At 74.5% G+C, this 19,697-nt stretch carries 16 protein-coding genes; 12 read left to right on the top strand and 4 right to left on the bottom strand.

The annotated features are described in order from the left end of the window. The first annotated feature begins 183 nt into the window (after positions 1 to 183). From ACIP37_RS26290 to ACIP37_RS26280, 3 genes are read left to right on the top strand one after another with little or no spacing between them, the layout of a single operon-like run. Positions 184 to 828 carry a class F sortase gene (locus ACIP37_RS26290; RefSeq protein WP_363587202.1) on the top strand — a complete coding sequence of 215 codons (645 nt, stop codon included), beginning with the start codon at positions 184 to 186 and terminating at the stop codon, positions 826 to 828. Then, complete coding sequence (locus ACIP37_RS26285; protein ID WP_363628101.1) at positions 825 to 2,141, top strand: alpha/beta hydrolase-fold protein; 1,317 nt, start codon at positions 825 to 827, stop codon at positions 2,139 to 2,141. The genes ACIP37_RS26290 and ACIP37_RS26285 overlap by 4 nt, the downstream gene beginning before the upstream one ends. Then, entirely contained in the window at positions 2,138 to 4,678 is a 2,541-nt protein-coding gene (locus tag ACIP37_RS26280; protein WP_400810313.1) for a phosphatidylglycerol lysyltransferase domain-containing protein, read from the top strand. The genes ACIP37_RS26285 and ACIP37_RS26280 overlap by 4 nt, the downstream gene beginning before the upstream one ends. Positions 4,679 to 4,752: 74 nt before the next feature. On the opposite strand, the gene ACIP37_RS26275 is transcribed toward ACIP37_RS26280, so the two are convergent. Then, positions 4,753 to 5,193 (bottom strand): SsgA family sporulation/cell division regulator, encoded by a 441-nt coding sequence (locus ACIP37_RS26275; protein ID WP_350881138.1) that lies wholly within the window; start codon positions 5,191 to 5,193, stop codon positions 4,753 to 4,755. A gap of 310 nt (positions 5,194 to 5,503) precedes the next feature. Between ACIP37_RS26275 and ACIP37_RS26270 the strand changes: the two genes are divergently transcribed. The 3 genes from ACIP37_RS26270 (at position 5,504) to ACIP37_RS26260 (ending at position 9,291) form a co-directional block, all read left to right on the top strand. Further along, complete coding sequence (locus ACIP37_RS26270) at positions 5,504 to 7,336, top strand: DEAD/DEAH box helicase (protein WP_363587210.1); 1,833 nt, start codon at positions 5,504 to 5,506, stop codon at positions 7,334 to 7,336. 462 nt (positions 7,337 to 7,798) lie between these two features. Then, positions 7,799 to 8,449: a helix-turn-helix domain-containing protein gene (locus ACIP37_RS26265; protein ID WP_350881140.1), complete on the top strand. Its 651-nt coding sequence runs from the start codon at positions 7,799 to 7,801 to the stop codon at positions 8,447 to 8,449. A gap of 35 nt (positions 8,450 to 8,484) precedes the next feature. Continuing rightward, on the top strand, positions 8,485 to 9,291 hold the full coding sequence (locus tag ACIP37_RS26260; RefSeq protein WP_363620104.1) for a S16 family serine protease: 807 nt from the start codon (positions 8,485 to 8,487) through the stop codon (positions 9,289 to 9,291). A gap of 32 nt (positions 9,292 to 9,323) precedes the next feature. Here the strand turns inward: ACIP37_RS26260 and ACIP37_RS26255 are convergent, their stop codons facing one another. Then, a complete protein-coding gene (locus ACIP37_RS26255; protein ID WP_350881144.1) occupies positions 9,324 to 9,884 on the bottom strand; it encodes an Lrp/AsnC family transcriptional regulator in 561 nt (186 codons plus the stop codon). A 203-nt stretch (positions 9,885 to 10,087) separates the two neighbouring features. On the opposite strand from ACIP37_RS26255, the gene ACIP37_RS26250 reads away from it, so the two are divergent. Beyond that, entirely contained in the window at positions 10,088 to 10,618 is a 531-nt protein-coding gene (locus tag ACIP37_RS26250) for a VOC family protein (RefSeq protein ID WP_400810311.1), read from the top strand. Positions 10,619 to 10,625: 7 nt separating this feature from the next. On the opposite strand, the gene ACIP37_RS26245 is transcribed toward ACIP37_RS26250, so the two are convergent. Next, positions 10,626 to 11,183, bottom strand: a complete 558-nt coding sequence (locus tag ACIP37_RS26245; protein WP_363587197.1) for a hypothetical protein — start codon at positions 11,181 to 11,183, stop codon at positions 10,626 to 10,628. Positions 11,184 to 11,316: 133 nt separating this feature from the next. Between ACIP37_RS26245 and ACIP37_RS26240 the strand changes: the two genes are divergently transcribed. The 4 genes from ACIP37_RS26240 to ACIP37_RS26225 all read left to right on the top strand — a co-directional run bounded on the left by ACIP37_RS26240 (position 11,317) and on the right by ACIP37_RS26225 (position 17,064). Beyond that, a complete protein-coding gene (locus ACIP37_RS26240; RefSeq protein WP_350881149.1) occupies positions 11,317 to 12,021 on the top strand; it encodes a response regulator transcription factor in 705 nt (234 codons plus the stop codon). A gap of 17 nt (positions 12,022 to 12,038) precedes the next feature. Beyond that, positions 12,039 to 13,454, top strand: coding sequence for a sensor histidine kinase (locus ACIP37_RS26235; RefSeq protein ID WP_400810348.1), 1,416 nt, complete (start codon positions 12,039 to 12,041; stop codon positions 13,452 to 13,454). Positions 13,455 to 13,789: 335 nt separating this feature from the next. Continuing rightward, on the top strand, positions 13,790 to 15,415 hold the full coding sequence (locus ACIP37_RS26230) for a cellulose binding domain-containing protein (protein WP_363587196.1): 1,626 nt from the start codon (positions 13,790 to 13,792) through the stop codon (positions 15,413 to 15,415). 248 nt (positions 15,416 to 15,663) lie between these two features. Continuing rightward, positions 15,664 to 17,064 carry a glycosyltransferase 87 family protein gene (locus ACIP37_RS26225; RefSeq protein WP_363587195.1) on the top strand — a complete coding sequence of 467 codons (1,401 nt, stop codon included), beginning with the start codon at positions 15,664 to 15,666 and terminating at the stop codon, positions 17,062 to 17,064. A gap of 107 nt (positions 17,065 to 17,171) precedes the next feature. On the opposite strand, the gene ACIP37_RS26220 is transcribed toward ACIP37_RS26225, so the two are convergent. Next, a complete protein-coding gene (locus ACIP37_RS26220) occupies positions 17,172 to 17,588 on the bottom strand; it encodes an SsgA family sporulation/cell division regulator (RefSeq protein ID WP_063349195.1) in 417 nt (138 codons plus the stop codon). A 446-nt stretch (positions 17,589 to 18,034) separates the two neighbouring features. Here ACIP37_RS26220 and ACIP37_RS26215 point away from each other — a divergent pair, with 446 nt between their 5' ends. Continuing rightward, positions 18,035 to 19,675: an RDD family protein gene (locus tag ACIP37_RS26215; RefSeq protein ID WP_400810307.1), complete on the top strand. Its 1,641-nt coding sequence runs from the start codon at positions 18,035 to 18,037 to the stop codon at positions 19,673 to 19,675. Positions 19,676 to 19,697: the final 22 nt, after the last annotated feature.

The raw sequence follows: 19,697 nt of genomic DNA, 5'->3' as shown, positions 1-19,697 counted from the left end.
TGGGAAACGGCCGTCGCGTTCCGTCACCGGATGCCCACTGGGCGCACGGATTCGGGCGGTTGCCCTGCCGATCGGGGGGTGTCATTACGCCCATCGTGTGGACGTGCTTTAAGGTCCGATCCGATTGAATTGTTTCCCAGGAAACTCCCAGGATCGGGAATCCGTCGGTAGAGGGGAGCGCCCGTGGGCGTCCAGCAGAGCAGGAGCCCGTGGCCGGGCACCCTGGCGGCCGGTGCCGCGCTGGTGCTCGGTGCCTGGCTGCTGCACGACGGCGGGCAGGGCGCGCTGCCGCCCGCCCCCGGCAGCACGCAGACGCTGTCCGGCTTCGCCCCGGTCTCCGTCGTCCCGCCGCTGGGCCCCTCCGACCCCATCCGCATCCGCATCCCGGCCGTCCGGCTGGACGCCCCGGTCACCGCGCTCGGGCTCGACCCCGACGGCCACCTCCAGGCCCCGCCCGAGGCGGACCGCAACCTGGCGGGCTGGTACCGCGGCGGAGCCAGCCCCGGGCAGCGCGGCACCGCCATCCTGGCCGGGCACGTCGACAACAAGGCCGGCCCGGCCGTCTTCTACAACCTGGGGGCGCTCCGGCGCGGAGACCGGATCGAGATCGCCCGCGCGGACGGCGCCGTCGCCGTCTACCAGCTGTACGCCATCGAAGTGCACGACCGAAAGGACTTCCCGGACGACCGGGTCTACCGCCAGGCCGCCGACGCTCAGCTGCGGGTCATCACCTGCGGCGGCGCGTACAGCGCCGAGCACGGCTACGAGGGCAACGTCGTCGCCTACGGCTTCCTGGCCGACACCACCCGGCCGGGCAAAGCCGCATGACCACGCTGACCCTCGCCACCCGTTGGAACCCGATCGACTGGCCGCTCACCCACGGCCCGATCCCGTACGCCGTGCTCGCCGCGGGCTGGGGGTCGCTGGTCCTGCTCGCGTTCTCCCGCCACGAACGCTGGCGGGCCCCGCGCCTCTTCGGCGCCCTGATGCTGGCCGGAACGCTCACCGCCCTGGTGAAGCTCGGCGTCGACGGCTGGTGGCACCCCTTCCCGGAGGGAACCCCGGACTTCGTCCTGCGCTGGATAGCCGTCGCGCTGTTCGCGATATCCCTGGTCTGCTTCCGCGCGCCGCTGCTCGCCGTCCGCCGCCGGCTGCTGGCGACCGGCGCCGCCGTCCTGGTGCTGCTGATGGCCGCCTCGCAGGTCAACCGGGGCTTCGACCAGTACCCGACCGCCCGGGCCATGCTGGTGCCCGGGGTCCAGGCGCTGACCACGGGCAAGGTGGCCAGCACCGTCGCCGCCACGCCCGGCAAGCCCGTCGAGGAGCTCTGGCACGCGCCGCCCGGCCTGCCCGCGAAGGGCACCCTCTCCACGGTGACCATCCCCGGCACCAAGTCCGGCTTCACGGCCCGCGACGGGTACGTCTACCTGCCGCCCGCCTACCAGGCCAACCCCCGGCCGCTGCTGCCCGTCGTGGTGCTGCTGCCCGGCCAGCCCGGCGCCCCGGTGGACTGGATCACCTCCGGGGCCATCCAGGAGACCCTGGACGCCTTCGCCGCCGACCACCAGGGCCTCGCCCCGATCGTGGTGGTCGCCGACCCCACCGGCAGCCCGTTCACCAACACGCTCTGCATGGACTCCCGGATCGCCAAGGCGCACACCTACCTGGCCACCGACGTCCCGGACTGGATCCACCACAACCTGCAGACCGCCACCGGCCGGGGCGCCTTCGCCATCGGCGGGCTCTCGCTCGGCGGCACCTGCTCGCTCCAGCTGGCCGTCAACGCGCCGGGGGTCTACGGCACCTTCCTGGACATCTCCGGCCAGGACGAGCCGACCCTGGGCGACCGCGGCGAGACCGTCGACAAGGCCTTCGGCGGCGACGAGGCCGCGTTCGACGCCGTCGACCCGGTGCACGTCATGGCCCGGCAGAAGTTCCCCGACACCGCAGGCATGTTCGTGGTCGGCGCCAACGACCCGGACTTCCGACCCATGCAGGAGAAGGCCTATGCGGCGGCACAGGCGGCCGGAATGAAGGTCGGCTACCAGACCATCCCCGGCTGGCACAGCTGGGTCGTGTTCCGCCAGGCCTTCGAACAGAACCTGGCCTGGCTCTCCCAGCAGACCGGGCTGATCCGGTGATCCGGCTCCCCGCGGCCCCCGCGCCGGCCAAGGAGCAGGAGTGGCCGTCGGACCGCGCGCCGGTCGCCGGGACGCCGGAGCCGCGCCCGCAGCGGGCCTGGCGGGCGACCCGGACGTTCGGCGTGTGGCTGCGCTCGGCGCCGCTCACCCTGGTGCTGCTGGCCGGGCTCTGGGCGCTCGGCGCGGCCACCGGCAGCCTGGCCCACGGGCCGTCCGAGCGGCTGCTCGACCGGGTCGGGGCCGGCGTGCCCACGCTCGCCGAGGGCCACTGGTGGACGCCGTTCACCTCGCTGTTCTGGTGCTCCGGCCTGGGCTCGTACGTGTTCACCAGCCTGCTGCTGGTCCTGGTCGGCCCGGCCGCCGAGCACCGGCTCGGGTGGCTGCGCACGCTCGCGGTGCTGGTCGGCGGGCAGCTGGCGGGCACCCTGCTCGGCACCGGGCTGATCGCGGTCGGCTCCCGGGTCGGCGAGCAGTGGACCGTCTCGGTGGCCGACCAGACCTCGGTCGGCCCCGGTGTCGGCCTGTTCGCGCTGGCCGGGGTGCTCGGCTACCGGCTCACCGTGCTCTGGCGCCGCCGGCTGCACCTGCTGGTGCTGCTCGCCCCGCTGGTCATGACGCTGTACGTGGGCCACCTGCAGAGCGTCCAGCGGTGCGCCGCCGCGTTCGTCGGGCTGGGCGCCGGCGCGCTGCTCGCCCGGGGCGGGCTGCACCTGCGCACCCACCGCTCCTCGCACTCCGAGACCCGGGTGCTGGTGGCGCTCTGCCTGGTCGCCGCCGCCCTCGGCCCGCTGATCGCCTCGCTGTACGACAACGCCAGCGGGCCGTTCAACACCTTCTCCGAGCTGTACTTCTCGCACCGGCTCAGCCCGGAGGAGGTGGCCGACTTCTGCGCGCTGTCGGCGCACGACTGCGCCCGCGCGCACGCCGTCGAGCGGATCTTCGACACCCCGGGCCGACTGATGGCCGCGCTGTTCCCGGCGCTGCTGCTGGTCCTGGCCGAGGGGCTGCGCCGGGGGCTGCGGCTCGCCTGGCGGATCACCGTCGCCACCGAGCTGCTCTGGGCGGCGCTGCTGGGCTGGCTGTACCTCGACTCCGGCCCGGTCAGCGGCGACGTGGTCCAGTACTTCGTCGAGGCGCTGCTGCTGCCGCTGCTCACCCTCGGCCTGCTGCTGGCCACCCGGCAGCGCTTCCGGCTGCGGCTGGCCGGCCGGGCGGTGCTGCGGCTGGGCGCGCTGCTCGGCGGCGCCGCCCTGGCGGCCTCGGCCGCGTACGTGGGGCTCGGGCGCCTCGCGGCCGACCAGTTCGAGCCGGGGGCGAACATCCGCCGGCTACTGCACGGGCTGCCCGCGCAGTTCCTGCCGCCCGCCTACAACGACCTGCTGCCGGACTACCCGATCGCGGTCGGCCCGGTGGCGCTGTTCCTGGAGACGTACTGCGGGCTGGCCTTCTGGGTGGTCGCGCTGACCGCGCTGCTGCTGGCCTTCCGCCGGCCGGTGCTGCACACCGACGCGGAGGCGGCCGCCCGGGCCAGGGCGCTGCTCACCGCGTACGGCGGCGGGACGCTGTCCTTCATCACCACCTGGGACGGCAACCACTACTGGTTCGACGAGGAGGGCCGGGCGGCCGTCGCCTACCGGGTGCACAACACGGTGGCGCTGACCACCGGCGACCCGTTCGGCGCGCCGGAGGCCCGGGCCCGGGCGGTGGCCGGGTTCGCCCGGTTCTGCGACCAGCGCGGCTGGACCCCGTGCTTCTACAGCGTCTCCCCGCAGACCCGGGAGGCCGCCGCGCAGCTCGGCTGGCGCTCGGTGCAGGTCGCCGAGGACACCGTGGTGGCGCTGCCCGAGCTGGCCTTCACCGGCCGCAAGTGGCAGGACATCCGGACCGCGCTGAACAAGGCCGGCAAGCAGGGCATCACCGCCGAGTGGTGGTCCCACCACGAGGCGCCGCGCGCGCTGCGGGACCAGATCCGGGCGATCTCCGAGGAGTGGGTCTCCGAGAAGGGCCTGCCCGAGATGGGCTTCACGCTCGGCGGACTGGAGGAGCTGGACGACCCGGACGTGCGGGTGCTGATCGCGGTGGACGAGCAGCGTGTCGTGCACGGGCTGACCAGCTGGATGCCGGTGTACGAGAACGGCGTGCCGGTCGGCTGGACACTGGACTTCATGCGCCGGCGCTCGGACGGCTTCCGCGGCGTCAACGAGTTCCTGATCGCCTCGGCCGCGCTGGGCTTCAAGGAGGAGGGCGCGCGCTTCCTGTCGCTGTCCGGCGCGCCGCTGGCCCGCTCCGGGCAGGACGAGGAGCCCTCCGGCCTGCAGCGGATGCTGGACTGGATGGGACGGGTGCTGGAGCCGGTGTACGGCTTCCGCTCGCTGCTCGCGTTCAAGGCGAAGTTCCAGCCGGAGTACCGGCCGATGTACATGGCCTACCCCGACCCCGCCGCGCTGCCGAGCATCACCAGGGCGATCGGCAAGGCGTACCTGCCGCACCTGACGCCGGCGCAGGGCGTCCGGCTGATGCGCAGGCTGTCGGGCTGAGGCGCCCCGGGCCCCGGACCCGGGTGACGGCCGGAAGCGCGCTGACGCCCCCGGACGCCGGCCCCGCGCGCCGCTCAGCCGAGCAGCTCGGCGAGCGCGCGGTCGGCGTCCAGGTGCAGGTGCTCCTCGCCCTCGGGGACGAGCAGCCGGCTGCGCCACAGGAAGCGGCGCAGGTCGGTGGTGTCGAACTGGAGCAGCGCGGTGCCCTCCGGCGCCCGCAGCTCGACCATGGTGCGCCGGCCGACCGCGGGCCGGACGTGGACGTCGCCGACGCCGGCCGGCAGCTCCAGGCCGGCCGAGAGCAGCTGGCGGGCGAAGACCCAGACGATGTCGTCGGCGCCGTCCGAGCCCGCGCCGCCGTCCGCCGGTTCGTCCAGCGAGAACTCGGCGGGAAAGGCCATCCGGACGGCGAGCGGGTCCTCCGGCAGGTAGCTCAGGAGCACCCGCAGCCGGACGGAGCGGTGGAGCGAGAGGATCAGACGGGCCTGGACGGTCTCTTCGGCGGCGGTGTGCACGGCGAGTCCCTTCGGGTCGGTGTGAGGCCGGTCGACAAGGGGGAGGGTTGGGGCGGCCTCACCCTGGTGAGAGTCCCGGGACCGGCCGTGATTACTCGGTTTCGGAATCGATCGGATGTGATCCGGGTCACGTCGATTTCCGGCCGCCCGGGCCCGGCGCGGAGCCTCGCCTGGCCGCCCCGACGGCGCCGGGCCGGTACGCTGGGCGGGTTGTCCGATCGCCGCCCTTCCGCGGGGCGGGGCTGAGAAACCGCCCCTGACCTGCGATGATCCCCCCTCGGAGACCGTGAGTACTGCCGCCGCCTCCTCGATGCCGCTGTTCTCCGACGTGCCGGAGCCGCAGGCGCCCGCCCGGGGCGCCGGACCCGCCGCGTCCGCCGCCTCGCACCACCTCTCGCCGGCCTTCCCCGGCCGCGCCCCCTGGGGCACCGCGGGCAAGCTGCGGGCCTGGCAGCAGGGCGCGCTGGACAGGTACATCGAGACGCAGCCGCGCGACTTCCTCGCGGTCGCCACCCCGGGCGCCGGTAAGACCACCTTCGCGCTCACCCTGGCCTCGTACCTGCTGCACAACCACCTGGTGCAGCAGGTGACCGTCATCGCGCCGACCGAGCACCTGAAGAAGCAGTGGGCCGAGGCCGCCGCGCGGATAGGCATCCGGCTCGACCCGGCCTACTCCTCCGGCCCGCTCTCCCGGGACTACCACGGCATCGTGGTCACCTACGCGGGCGTCGGGGTCAACCCGATGCTGCACCGCAACCGGACCGAGGCGCGCAAGACCCTCGTGATCATGGACGAGATCCACCACGCCGGCGACTCCAAGTCCTGGGGCGAGGCCTGCTTCGAGGCCTTCGAGCCGGCCACCCGCCGGCTGGCGCTGACCGGGACGCCGTTCCGCTCCGACACCAACCCGATCCCGTTCGTCCAGTACGAGGCCGGCGGCGACGGCATCCGCAAGTCCGTCGCCGACTACACCTACGGCTACGGGCACGCGCTCGCCGACCACGTCGTCCGCCCGGTGATCTTCCTCAGCTACAGCGGCAACATGCGCTGGCGCACCAAGTCCGGTGACGAGCTGGAGGCCCGGCTCGGCGAGCCGATGACCAAGGACCTGATCGCCCAGGCCTGGCGCACCGCGCTGGCCCCGCAGGGCGAGTGGATCCCGTCCGTGCTGCAGGCTGCCGACCGGCGGCTGTCCGAGGTCCGCAAGGCGATCCCGGACGCCGGCGGGCTGGTCATCGCCACCGACCAGAACACCGCGCGCGCCTACGCCAAGATCCTGCGCGAGATCTCCGGCGAGAAGGCCACCGTGGTGCTCTCCGACGAGACCGAGGCCTCCCAGCGGATCTCCGACTACGCGGCCGGGGACTCGCGCTGGATGGTCGCGGTCCGGATGGTGTCCGAAGGCGTCGACGTGCCCCGGCTGTGCGTCGGGGTGTACGCCACCTCGATCTCCACCCCGCTGTTCTTCGCCCAGGCCGTCGGCCGCTTCGTGCGAGCCCGCAAGCGCGGCGAGACCGCCTCGGTGTTCCTGCCCACCATCCCGACGCTGCTCGGCTTCGCCAACGAGATGGAGGTCCAGCGCGACCACGTGCTGGACCGGCCGAAGAAGGAGGGCGAGGGCCTCTTCGACGAGGAGGACCGGCTGCTCGCCGAGGCCGAGCGGGCCAACGACGGGCCGGACGGCGCGGGCGGCGACGAGTTCTCCTACGAGGCGATCGGCTCCGACGCGGTCTTCGACCGGGTGCTGTACAACTCCATGGAGTTCGGCATGCAGGCCCACCCGGGGAGCGAGGAGGAGGACGACTACCTCGGCATCCCGGGCCTGCTGGAGCCGGACCAGGTGCAGATGCTGCTGCAGAAGCGCCAGCACCGGCAGATCCAGCGCAGCAAGGGCAAGCCCGCCGAGGAGGCCGACCTGCTGGAGCTGCCGGCCGAGCAGCGGCCGGTCGTCACCCACCAGGAACTCCGGGAGCTGCGCAAGGAGCTGAACGCGCTGGTGGCCGCCTGGCACCACCGCACCGACCAGCCGCACGGCACCGTCCACAACGAGCTGCGCCGCCAGTGCGGCGGCCCGCTGACCGCGCAGGCCACGGCCAACCAGCTGAAGGCGCGGATCGCCAAGATCCGCGAGTGGGCGAAGTAGCCGCGGCGGGCAGGCGGGCAGGCGGGCAGGCGGGCCGGGCAGGCGGGTTCGGGAACGGGCTCGGAAACGGGCTTGGAGTCAGCCGCGGAATCAGGCGCGGGAACGGCACGGCGCGCGGCCGCGGGCCGGCCGCTCCGTTCCCGCGTGTCCGGACTCCGGAGCGCGGCCGGACCCGCGCGCCGGCGGGCCCGGAGAAATGCGGGCATTTGTCCCGGTTCCGTCGCGCTGTTGAAGTCGATCACGCCCGAATTTTGGACAACCACTTCCGTCGCGACATTTCCTTCACTACCTTTCCCCCACGCTCTTCCACCGGGCAACCCCCACAGGACGGGCGCCGCAGGACCGCACGCACGTCAAGGACGACACCGCGAGCGGTCCGAGCGCGGCCACCCCACCTGCGCGCGACACCGAACCCGGTCCGGCGCCGCCTGCCCCGCGAGCGCCGCGGAAAGGATGCCCGTCGTGACTGCCGAGACCTCCCAGACCCTGGACCGTGGAGTCCGGGTCCTCAAACTCCTCGCCGACTCCGAGCGCGGGCTCACCGTCACCGAGCTGGCCGCCCGACTGGCCGTCAACCGCACCGTCGTCTACCGGCTGCTGGCCACCCTGGAACAGCACGGCCTGGTCCGCCGGGACATCGGCGGCCGCGCCCGGGTCGGCCTGGGCGTCCTGCGCCTGGCCCACCGGGTGCACCCGCTGCTGCGCGAGGCCGCGCTGCCGGCCCTGCGCAGCCTGGCCGAGGACCTCGGCGCCACCGCCCACCTCACCCTGGTGGACGGCAACGAGGCGCTGGCCGTCGCCGTGGTCGAGCCGAGCTGGACCGACTTCCACGTCGCCTACCGCACCGGGCTGCGCCACCCGCTCGGGGAGAGCGCGGCCGGCCGGGCCATCCTGGAGGCGCGCACCTTCCCCAGCCAGCGCCGGCCGGAGCAGGGGTTCGTCATCACCCGTGCGGAGGAGCAGTCCGGGGCCTGCGGCGCGGCCGCCGCGCTGATCGGACTGAGCGGCATCGAGGGCAGCGTCGGTGTGGTGATGCTGAACGGGCTGGTCCCCGAGCGGGTCGGCCCCCGGGTGGTGGAGGCGGCGACCGAGGTGGCCGACGCGCTGCGGTAGGCCGGCACGGGCCCCGGTGTGTTTGGATTCCCCTTGTGTCCGACACCAAGCTGCCCAAGGCCCTCACCTCCCCGCGGACCCGCGCGCTCACGCTCTGCGGGGTGCTGGTCGCCGCGCTGTTCGGCGTGGCCGCCTTCGTCCCGCTGCCGTACACGCTGACCTGGCCGGGCCTGACCGCGGACACCCTCGGCACGTACAAGGACAAGCCGGTCCTCACCGTGACCGGGGCGCCGCTGCGCACCACCGAGGGTGAGCTGCGGATGGTCACCATCTCGGCCACCAACCCGGGGGAGAAGACCACCTTCTGGCGCGCACTCCAGGCCTGGTTCGACCAGGACGAGGCGGTGCGCCCGACCGACACGGTCTACCCGCCGGGCAACCCGGCCAAGGCCGAGGAGCAGACCGCCCAGCAGATGGCCGAGTCGCAGAACAGCGCCACCGCCGCCGCGCTCGGCTACCTCCACCTCTCGCCGGACCAGGTCAAGGTGAAGGTCGACCTGGGTGACGTCGGCGGCCCGAGCGCCGGGCAGATGCTGGCGCTGGGCATCATCGACAAGCTCGCCGGCGACGGCAAGGGCGGCGACCTCACCGGCGGGCTCACGATCGCGGGCACCGGCACCATCGACGACCAGGGCGTCGTCGGCGCGGTCGGCGGCGTCCCGCTCAAGACCCAGGCGGCCGCCCGGGACGGCGCGACGGTGTTCCTGCTGCCCAAGGACGAGTGCACGGACGCCAAGGTCAACACGCCCAAGACGCTGCGCCTGGTGCCGGTCGGCACGCTCGGCGAGGCGGTCTCGGCGCTGGAGGCGCTGAAGAGCGGCGGCGGCGTCCCCAGCTGCTGACGGGGGCGGAGGCCTCTGCCGTCGCGCGGGCCCTACTCGGCAGCGGCCTGGTCCACCAGCGGCAGGATGCGGTACGGCACCGGGTTCTCCAGCGCGATCGCGGTCGCCGAGCGGACGATCCCGTCGAAGCCCACCACCCGGTCGATCACCCGTTGCAGATCGGCGTTGGAGCGGGCCACGATCCGCACCATCATGTCCCCGGCCCCGGTGATGGTGTGCAGTTCCAGCACCTCCGGCACGTTCGCCAGGTGCGTCCGGACGTCGGCGCCCTGGCCCTGGGAGATCTCCAGGGTGGCGAAGGCCGTCACCGGGTAGCCGAGCGCCGCCGGGTCGACCTCCGGGCCGAAGCCGCCGATCACCCCCTTGGCCTGCAACCGGTCCAGCCGGGCCTGCACGGTGCCCCGGGCGACCTGGAGCCGGCGCGAGCACTCCAGCACCCCGATCCGGGGCTCCTCGGCGAGCAGCCGGATCAGCCGGCCGTCCAGCGCGTCGATCGAGTCGTTCCCGCCGCCCGTCCCGGGGGCGGCCGAAGCGCCCGGCGGGGCGGGGGAGTTGGGCGAGCCGGGGGAGCTCGGGGACTGGGCGGGGGGCATCGCGGCTCCGTCCTCCGGTGGGCATTCTGTACAGCGGCGCCGCCGATTCTCCCGCCCCGACGCACAGCTTGACCAGGAGGAAACGGAACAGTTGCGCGCCGGTCGGCTCGGCGCCACCCTCCAGCCACAACGCCGTGCGCCGGGCCCCACGCCGGCGCACGGTCGCACCCGCCGTGGTCCGCACGCCTACCGGGAGGGCCGTCATGACCGACACCGCCGCCGAACCCGTCCTGCTCGCCGCAGGACCCGGACAGTCCGACCCCCTCCCGATGGGCCGCGCCGACGCGGTGGTCTTCGCGGTCGGCGACGCCGAGCGGGCCGCCCGCCGCTACACCGCCGCGCTCGGACTGCGCTGTACCGCGTACGCCGGGCCGGAGACCGGGGAGCCGGAGACGGTCTCGTACGTGCTGGACGCGCCCGGGACCAGGATCGTGCTCACCTCGCTGGTCCAGGTGATCGGCCCGCGCGGCCGGGAGCTGGCCGCGCACCTGGCCCGGCACGGGGACGGGGTGCTGGACCTCGCGGTGAGCGTGCCGGACGTCTTCTACGCCTACGACTACGCGGTGGACCGGGGCGCCCTGTCGCTGGCCGAGCCGTACGAGGCGCGGGACCGCTTCGGCACGGCGGTGCTCGCGACGATCGGGGTGCCGGGCGGGACCAGGCACACCCTGGTCGACCGGTCCGGCTACGCCGGGCCGTACCTGCCGGGGTACCTGCCGTTCGAGACCTGGTGAGGGGGGCTCAGCGGATGGCCGTCTCGACCACCGGCGGGTGGCCGTTCCAGTAGACGAAGACCGAGTTGGCCTGCTCGCCCTTGGTGAAGTCCACCCGCATCCACTGGTCGCCGTTCCACACCTGCATCTGCCAGCCGGGGTCGGGAGTGGCGGAGACCAGCGAGGCCTTGTCGGGGCGGATGTCCAGGGCGACCTTGCCGCCCGGCACCGGGTAGCTCTTCACAGAGGACACCGCCGTGGCGGTGGCGGGAGCGGGGCGGCGGGTGGCCGGCGAAGAGGCGGCGGCGAGGGTGGTGGCGGGGGCCGGCCCGCGCGTCGTCGTGGCGGCGGTCGGGGAGGCCGGTGGTGGGGTCGGGGTCCCGGTCTGGGTGGCCGACCGCGCCTGGTCGGGGGTGACGGTCGCGGTGTGCGGCGTGCCGTCGGCCCTCGGCGAGGGCAGCGGCAGGGCCGTGGGCTGCTCGAACGCGGCACCGGTCAGCACCGCGTGCACGCCGAGCCAGGACAGCGCCACCGCCGCCCCGGTGGCCGCCGCCCAGGCGCCGAGCTGTACCAGTCCGTTCCGCATCGTCCGCTCATCCTGCCGTATTCCGGGCCTGCGCAGCCGGGCAGCCCCGTTATTAGTCAGGGGAGTTGCACAATGTCCGGAGGCCACCCCGAGGTACAGACCACTGTCCGTCGATGGCGTACCGTGCAGGGCCATGGCAACAGTGCTCGTGGTCGAGGACGACCCTTTCGTACGCTCCGCCCTCATCCGGCACCTGACCGACACCGGTCATGCGGTCCGCAGCGTGGGCACGGCACTTGAGGCGCTGCGGGAGGTTGCCCAGGTCGGCTGTGACCTGGTGATCCTCGACCTGGGACTGCCGGACCTGGACGGCAGCGAGGCACTCAAGATGATCCGGGGCCTGACCAATGTGCCGGTGATCATCTCGACCGCCCGCGACGACGAGGCCGAGATCGTCCGGCTGCTCAACGACGGCGCCGACGACTATCTGGTGAAACCTTTCTCCGGGGAACACCTCAGCGCCCGGATGGCCGCCGTGCTGCGCCGGCTCGGCGGCGGCGCCGCCCCCGTCGCCCAGGTGCTGCGGGTCGGCGGCCTCGCCATCGACCTCCAGCGCCGCGAGGCCTCGCTGGACGGGCGGCTGCTCGACCTGACCCGCCGTGAGTTCGACCTGCTGGCCTTCCTGGCCGGACGCCCCGGCGTGGTGGTGCCGCGCAAGGAGATCCTGGCCGAGGTCTGGCAGCAGACCTACGGCGGCGACCAGACCATCGACGTCCACCTGTCCTGGCTGCGCCGCAAGCTCGGTGAGACCGCCTCCAGCCCCCGCTACCTGCACACCGTCCGGGGAGTCGGGGTCCGGCTGGAGGCCGCCGGGGGACTGGCGGAGCACCGGACATGAGGAGGTTCGGGCGCTCGCTGCGCTGGGCCCTGATCAAGGCCGCCGTCGCCGGGACCACCATGGTCGCGCTGGCCTTCCTCATCCCGCTCGGCCTGATGGTCCAGCAGACCGCCCGGGACCACGCCTTCACCGCCGCCGAGCGGCAGGCCGCCGCGCTCGGCCCGGCCCTCGCCATCACCACCGACCAGATCGCCATCGACCGAGCCCTGGCCAGCACCGACGCCGGCGGGCAGGGCAGGATGGCGGTCCACCTGCCCGCCCCGGCCGCCCCGGACGCGCTCCCCGGCCCCGGCGGCCCCGGCGGGCCCACCATCGGCGAGGCCCGGGCCGCCGCCGGCGACGTGTCCACCGCCGGAGGCCAGGGCCGCTCCTTCACCGTCGAGGTGCCCGGCGGCTACGCGCTGCTCCAGCCGGTCGCGGTGGACACCGGACGCACCGCCGTGGTCGAGGTGTTCGTCGCCGACGGCGACCTCACCCGGGGCGTCTCCACCGCCTGGCTGGTGCTCTCGGGCGTCGCGCTCGGCCTGGTCGCCATCTCGGTCCTGGTCGCCGACCGGATGGGCGGCCGGATCGTGGCCTCCGCCCGGCGGCTCGCCGGCGCCGCCCGCTCGCTCGGCGCCGGCAACCTCGCCGTACGGGTCCCGGTGGACGGCAAGCAGGCCGCCGGCAGCCCCGAGGAACTGCGCGAGGCCGCCCACGCGTTCAACACCATGGCCGACCGGGTGGTCCAACTCCTCGCCGCCGAACGGGAACTGGCCGCCGACCTGTCCCACCGGCTGCGCACCCCGCTGACCGTGCTGCGGCTCAACGCCGCCTCGCTCGGCGAGGGCGACGCCGCCGACGCCACCCGGCACGCGGTCTCCCAACTGGAGCGCGAGGTCGACCAGATCATCCGCTCGGCCCGCCGCGACCCCGAGGACGCGCCCGCCGTCGCGGTCGGCTGCGACGTCGCCGAGGTGGTCCGCGAACGGGTCGGCTTCTGGTCCGCGCTGGCCGAGGACGAGGGCCGCTGCTGGCAACTGGCCGGCGCCGACCGGGCGACGCCCGTCCCGGTCCAGCGCGCCGACCTGGCCGCCACCGTCGACGCGCTGCTCGGCAACGTCTTCCGGCACACCGCCGTCGGCACCGCCTTCTCGGTGGACGTGCTCGCCACCGAGACCTCGGTGATCGTCCTGGTCGGCGACGCCGGCCCCGGCTTCAGCGACCCGGCCGCCGCCCTCAAGCGCGGCGAGGGCCACGGCGGCGAGGGCTCCACCGGCCTCGGTCTCGACATCGTCCGCAAACTCGCCGAGTCCACCGGCGGCGACCTGGGGCTCGGCCGCTCCGCCGTGCTCGGCGGCGCCGAGGTCCGGCTGCGGCTGCGGACCCGCCCGGACGGCACCCCCGCGCGGGCGGGGCGGCGGCGCGGCCGGGGCGCGCTGTTCCAGAAGTGACCGCTTCCTCGGCTGTTGCCTCGGCCGCTTCCTCGATCGCTCCCTCAGCCACTTCCTCGACCGCTTCCTCGATCGCTCCCTCGACCTCGGCCGAGGCCCGGGGAACCGTGGTGGCCGGTCTTCGTGCGCGCCTGACGCCCTGTCGGCTTCGGGATCTTCCTTAAGCGCGGCCTAAGGGAGTTCTTCCCCTCGCTCAGCCCGCCGGTTCGGCCCCCCGGCCGCCGCTAGCGTCGGTCGCGCCGGTCACCCGACCGAGCCGGGCCGGCCGCCCGGACGTCCGCACGCACCCGCGCCCGGACCGCGGCCGACCGACGGCACCCCGGAGGTAACGCGCCATGACCACCCAGCCCAACCGCCGCCCAGGCCGCCGCAGGCGCAGCCGCAAGGGCGCGATCGTCGGGGCCTCGGCGGTCGCCGCCGCCCTGGTCGCGGGCGGTGTCGTCGTCCTCGCCTCCTCGGCCAGCGCCGCCTCGCTCGGCGCCGTCTACAGCCGGACCAGCAGCTGGGACTCCGGCTACACCGGCCAGTACCTGGTCACCAACCCGGACAGCGGCCCGATCGAGGACTGGACGCTCAGCTTCGACCTCCCGGCCGGGGCGAAGATCGACTCGCTCTGGAACGCCACCTTCACCGCCGCCGGCCAGCACGTCACCGTCAAGCCGGAGGCGTGGAGCAAGCGGCTGGAGCCGGGCAAGAGCGTGGTGGTCGGCTTCGTCGCCCAGGGCGCCGGCGCCGCGCAGGCCGAACCCGGCAACTGCCTGATCGACAACACCTCCTGCAAGGCCGGTGACGGCACCGCGCCCACCCCCTCGGGCCGCCCCACCACCACCGCGCCGACCAGTCCGGTGTCGACCGGTCCCGTGCCGACCACTCCGGTGTCGACCGCTCCCAAGCCGACCGGGACCGGCACCCCCACCGAGGCCCCCTCCCCCACGGGGACCGCGAGTGCCACTCCCTCGGCGAAGCCGACCACCCCGGCGCCGACCCCCACCCCGACCGCCACCCCCACGGCGACCGGTGTGCCCGTACCCCCGGCCGGCGCCGGGGCCGGCTTCGCCCCGTACGTCGACACCTCGCTCTACCCGCCGTACGACCTGGTCGCCACCGCCAAGGCCACCGGGGTCAAGAACTACACCCTCGCCTTCGTGGTGTCCGGCGGTGGCTGCCAGCCCAAGTGGGGCGGCGTCAGCGACCTGTCCGCCGACGCGGTGGCCGCCCAGATCGGCGCCCTGCGGGCGATCGGCGGCGACGTCCGGGTCTCCTTCGGCGGCGCCAACGGCAGCGAGCTGGCCCTCGCCTGCGGCTCCACCGCAGACCTGGCCGCCGTCTACCAGAAGGCCGTCGACGCCTACGGCCTGACCAGGCTCGACTTCGACGTCGAGGGCGGCGCGATCGCCAACACCGCCGCCAACACCCGCCGCGCCCAGGCCATCGCCCAGCTGCAGAAGAACGCCGCCGCCAAGGGCAAGGCGCTCGACGTCTCCTTCACACTGCCCGCGCTGCCCTCCGGCCTGACCCAGGAGGGCGTCAACCTGGTCGCCGACGCCAAGAACAACGGCGTCGCGATCGGTGCGGTCAACATCATGGCCATGGACTTCGGCGACGGCGTCGCCCCGAACCCGCAGGGCCAGATGGGCAAGTACGCGATCGCCGCGGCCACCGCCACCCAGGCCCAGGTCAAGAGCGTGCTCGGACTGGACGACGCGGCCGCCTGGCGCAGGGTCGCCGTCACCCCGATGATCGGCGTCAACGACGTCGCCAGCGAGGTCTTCACCGTCGCCGACGCCAAGCAGCTCGCCGACTTCGCGACGTCCAGGCACCTCGCGTGGCTGGCCGTGTGGTCCGGCACCCGAGACAAGGCCTGCGACGGCGGGGCCAAGGCCTACGCCGATGCCAGCTGCAGCAGCGTCGTCCAGCAGCCGCTGGACTTCACCCGGGCCCTCGGCGCCTACACGGGCTGAGGCACGGGGCCGCTGAGGCACGGGGCCGCTGAGCCCCTGAGGCACTGAGGCCCTGAGCCCCTGGGGCCGCTGAGGCCGCTGAGGCCCTGAGCCTCCCCCCGGTGGCCTCGGCCGTCCGTGCTCCGCCCGCAACGGAGTACGGCCGGTCGGGGCCCATTCGTCACCCTGCGTGACTGCCTGTGCCCAGGCCCGGTCGGCCCGCATCCGGTATCGTCGGCGATTGGTCGAGCGGTGGACGGAGTGGACTGGTGACAGCGGTGCAAGACGAGCGCAGCCCGGTGCGGACCGCACCCGACCCCGCGCCCGCCCCCCTGTCGGACCGGCTGCGGACCGTGCTCGGCGCCCCCGTCCGCGCGCTGCGCGAGGCCCCCCGTCGACCGCTGCTGGCCGCCTCGGCCCTGGCGCTCCTCTCCCTGGTCGTGTATGCGGTGGTCCGCCACTTCGTCAACACCTCGATGGTCGACATGATCGTCTACCGGGCCGAGGGTGCCGCCGTGGCCAACGGCACCGACCTGTACGCACTGCGCGTCACCGAGTGGAACCTGCCCGCGACCTACCCTCCGTTCGCGGCCATGCTGTTCGTGCCCACCACCTGGTTCCCGGTCCCGTTCCTCCGGGTGGCGATCACTCTCGGCAACCTCGGGCTGCTCGCCCTGCTGACCCACCTGTCCTTCAAGCTGGTCGGCTGGCCGCGCCGCGAACTGCGGCCGATCGGCGTCATCCTGGTGACCGGCCTCGGCGTCTGGCTCGAACCCGTCTTCACCACGCTCCGGTACGGCCAGATCAACCTCGCGCTCGCCTGCCTGATCCTCTGGGACCTCACCCGTTCGGACGCCCGCCGCAGCAAGGGCATGGCGATCGGCATCGCCGCCGGCCTCAAGCTCACCCCTGGCCTGTTCGCCGTCTACCTGCTGATCACCGGCCGGGTCCGGGCCGCCTTCGTGGCCGGCCTCACCTTCCTCGGCACCTTCCTGATCGGCGCCGTCGTCCTGCCCGACGCCACCTGGGGCTTCTGGACCAAGTACCTCTACGACTCCTCCCGGGTCGGCAAGACCGAGATCGTCGACAACCAGTCGCTGCGCGGCGCCCTCGCCCGGCTGCTGCACACCGCCGACCCCGGCACCCTCGCCACCCTCGCGGCCGGCCTGGTCGCGGTGGCCGGCCTCGCCGTCGCCGCCTGGGCCCACCGCAGCGCCCGCTGGCTGCCCCGGGCCGAGGCCTGGGGCGTCTGCTGCGCCGCCGTCACCGCCGTGCTGATCTCGCCGATCAGCTGGACCCACCACTGGGTCTGGTGCGTGCCGGTGCTCGTCCTGCTCGCCACCGAGGCCTCCGTCGAGCACGCCCGTCCGGTCGGCGTCCGCCGGTTGCGCTGGCGGGCCGCCTTCTGGGCGACACTGCTCGCGTTCCTCTCCTTCGCGATGTGGGCCGCCAAGCCGCTCGGGCCGGCCGTCCTCCACATGGCGCCGCTGCGCCAGCTGCCGACCTCGGTCTACCCGTGGGTCGGGCTCTGCTTCCTGCTCGCCGCCGCCATCCGGATAAGGGCCAGGCGACGCTCCGCCGGGGCACCGCTGGTCCGGCTGCCCGGACAGCGCGACGGCGGTGGCCCGGATGCCACCCGCGGCCGTCAGCAGGCCCCCGCGGCCCGCTGAGCCGGCGGGGGCGCGGCTCCCGTCGCGTCGCGCGGTCCCGGCCGGGTGCGTGCTGTGGCCGGCCGGTGCGTTCGCGGTCGTGCGCGTGCTGGTGGTCGTGCGCGTGCTCACGCAAGCAGGTCCGCGAGCGAGCCGTCCATGTCCAGCGCGGCCATCTCGCTGCCCGGCGGGACCAGCCGGTGGGCCCGCTCCAGCCAGGCCGCGACGACCGGCAGCGGTGCCTCCAGCAGGGCGTCGCCGGCCGGGGAGCTCAGCGCCAGGCAGAGCACGCTGCGCCGGCCCGAGCGGGTCGGCCAGATCCGTACGTCGCCCTGGCCGCACGGCCGGAAGGTGCCCTCGACCAGCAGCTCGCGGGCGAACACCCAGGTCACCGGGGAGCCGGTGTCCAGGTGGAAGGTGATGTGCACCGCGTACGGGTCGTGGCTGCCGTAGGACAGCCGGGCCGGGACGGGGACGCTGTGCTCGGGGGAGAGCACCAGGTTCAGCTCCAGTTCGTGCTCGACCACGCTGGTGGGGCGCTCCATGATCGTTTTCCTCTCGGCCTTGGGTTCCTGCCCGGTTCCGGGCCCGGTGACCTTTGAGAGGGCGGTCCACGCCGGCTCTTACACACGTTTCCGGGATTTCTTCGGGAAGTTCGACGAGGGGTGTGGTGAGGCGACGGGTGGTGAGGCGCGGGGTGGTGAGGCGACGGGTGGTGAGACGCGGGGTGGTGACCGGTGGGGACCGCGGCGCGCGGACGCCCGCCGCGCGCCGGGACGGTTCGGCCGCCCTTACCCCGGAGGGCCCTCCGCTGTCCGGTGATTGACCAACTTTCCGTCGGCACCTCGACGAGGCACTACCCTTTGTTACTGTCCGGCGACTGTCCGCCTACCGGCGGTGCCCCCCACCCACGCGCGCCGGACGGCTCGCGGGTGCGCCGGGCGGGCGTGCCGTGTCGGCCCCGCCAGGACCCGCCAGGAGAGAAGACCCCATGACGGACCGCCCCTTCGCCGGCGCCGGCGACTCGGCCGTCGGACCCGAGCCGGGCTACTACCCCGACCCCTCCATCCCCGGCTTCGTCCGGTACTGGGGCGGCTCGGCCTGGGTGCCGGGCACCAGCCGGCTCGCACCCGCCGAGGGCGAGGTGCTGGATCCGCCCCGGTTCGCGTCCCGGCGGCCCGCCGCCGGCGCGGCGGGGACGGCGCGGGCGGTGCCGCCACCGGCGGTGCCGGAGGCGGCCGTTCCGGAGGCGGCGTCCCCGGAGCCGTCCTGGGGCGGGACCGCGCACGGCGGGGGTGGGGGCGGGGACACCGGGCCGGTGTACTTCGACCAGACCGCGGGCGGGGCGAAGTTCGTCCTCGGGTCGCGGGTGGCGGAGGTGATCGGCGGGCCGGTGTTCCGGACGGTCGGGGAGCCGGAGGCGTCCGAGAACCCTGAGGTGTCCGGGGTGGCTGGGGCGTCCGGGGTGGCTGGGGCGTCCGGGCCGGAGATGGCGGCGGTCGAGGTGCCGGTCTTCGGCGAGGCGGTCCTGGGCGAAGCGGTCCTGGGCGAGCCGGTGGTCGAGGTTTCGGCGGTCGGGGGTGCGGCAGGCCAGGGCGAGGTGGAGGAGCTCGGCTGGCAGGCCGTTCCGCAGGCGCAGCGGGGGCTGATGGAGACGGGTGGCGAGCCGCACCGGGTCTCCTGGGGGGTGCTTTCGGGGGCGCCCGACGGGGAGGAGGGGCGCGTGAGGGAGGTCCGCGCTTCGGTTGCTGTTCCGGCCGGGGCTTCGGCCGGAAGGCCGGCCGCCGCTTCGGTCGGGGTGGAGGTGGCCGCCGCCTCCGGAGCGCCCGCGACCGTCCCGGCGGCGGTGGCGGTGCGGGAGGCGCCGTCGCCCGTTGCGTCGCCCGTCGCGGCGTCCGTTCCGGCGGCTGCGCGCGGGGCCGGGCGTGCCGTCGAGTCCGAGTCCGCGTCCGAGCCCGAGCCCGCCGTACCGGCCCCGGCCCCGGCCGCCGCCGGAGCGGTTCCGGTCCGGGCTCAGGGCCGACCCCCCGCGCCTGCCGCGCCCGCCGGGTCGCTGCCGGTCGTGCGCCCGGCCCGGGAGGCCGTCGCGCGGCGCCGACCCGCCCCGGCCGCGCCTGCCCCCACCGTGCCCGCCTCCGTGACGCCCGCCGGACTCGGACGTCGGCTGGCCGCGCGCGCCGTGGACACCGTCGTACTCCTCGTGGTCGCCGTCGCCGCCGGAATCCCGCTCGGCCGCTCGGCGTCCGAGCACCTCCAGCAGAAGCTCGATCAGGCCAGGATGGCCAGTTCCCTCACCCGGCGCCAGGTCCAGGTCTGGCTGGTGGACGACGTGGTGCTGGGGAAGGTCGCGGTCCTGCTCGGCATCCTGCTCTTCGTCAGCCTGCTCTACGAGGTGCTGCCGACCGCCCGCACCGGCCAGACCTTCGGCAAACGGCTGGCCCGGATCCGGGTGGCGGACGCCGCCGCCCCCGGCGCCCGGACCAGGTTGAGCCTCGGCCGCTCGCTGCTCCGGTGGGCAGTGAGGCAGCTCGGCCTGCTGCTGCTCGTCGGCCTGGTCTGGCCCGTGTTCGACCGCCCGGCCCGGCGCGGCTGGCAGGACCGGGCCGCCCGCACCCGGGTGGTCCGCGACTGAGGCCTCCCGGCGTGGCGGTCGG

Origin of the sequence: Kitasatospora sp. NPDC088861, from assembly GCF_044750105.1 — a bacterium.
GTDB lineage: Bacteria > Actinomycetota > Actinomycetes > Streptomycetales > Streptomycetaceae > Kitasatospora.
This window is presented reverse-complemented; position numbering and strand designations above follow the sequence as displayed.

What these genes read in the sequence shown, in the direction of transcription:
- ACIP37_RS26285 (WP_363628101.1), top strand. Translation starts at nt 825, where the DNA reads ATGACCACGCTGACCCTCGCCACCCGTTGGAACCCGATCGACTGGCCG.
- ACIP37_RS26270 (WP_363587210.1), top strand. Translation starts at nt 5,504, where the DNA reads ATGCCGCTGTTCTCCGACGTGCCGGAGCCGCAGGCGCCCGCCCGGGGC.
- ACIP37_RS26255 (WP_350881144.1), bottom strand. Translation starts at nt 9,884, where the DNA reads ATGCCCCCCGCCCAGTCCCCGAGCTCCCCCGGCTCGCCCAACTCCCCC.
- ACIP37_RS26250 (WP_400810311.1), top strand. Translation starts at nt 10,088, where the DNA reads ATGACCGACACCGCCGCCGAACCCGTCCTGCTCGCCGCAGGACCCGGA.
- ACIP37_RS26245 (WP_363587197.1), bottom strand. Translation starts at nt 11,183, where the DNA reads ATGCGGAACGGACTGGTACAGCTCGGCGCCTGGGCGGCGGCCACCGGG.
- ACIP37_RS26240 (WP_350881149.1), top strand. Translation starts at nt 11,317, where the DNA reads ATGGCAACAGTGCTCGTGGTCGAGGACGACCCTTTCGTACGCTCCGCC.
- ACIP37_RS26230 (WP_363587196.1), top strand. Translation starts at nt 13,790, where the DNA reads ATGACCACCCAGCCCAACCGCCGCCCAGGCCGCCGCAGGCGCAGCCGC.
- ACIP37_RS26220 (WP_063349195.1), bottom strand. Translation starts at nt 17,588, where the DNA reads ATGGAGCGCCCCACCAGCGTGGTCGAGCACGAACTGGAGCTGAACCTG.
- ACIP37_RS26215 (WP_400810307.1), top strand. Translation starts at nt 18,035, where the DNA reads ATGACGGACCGCCCCTTCGCCGGCGCCGGCGACTCGGCCGTCGGACCC.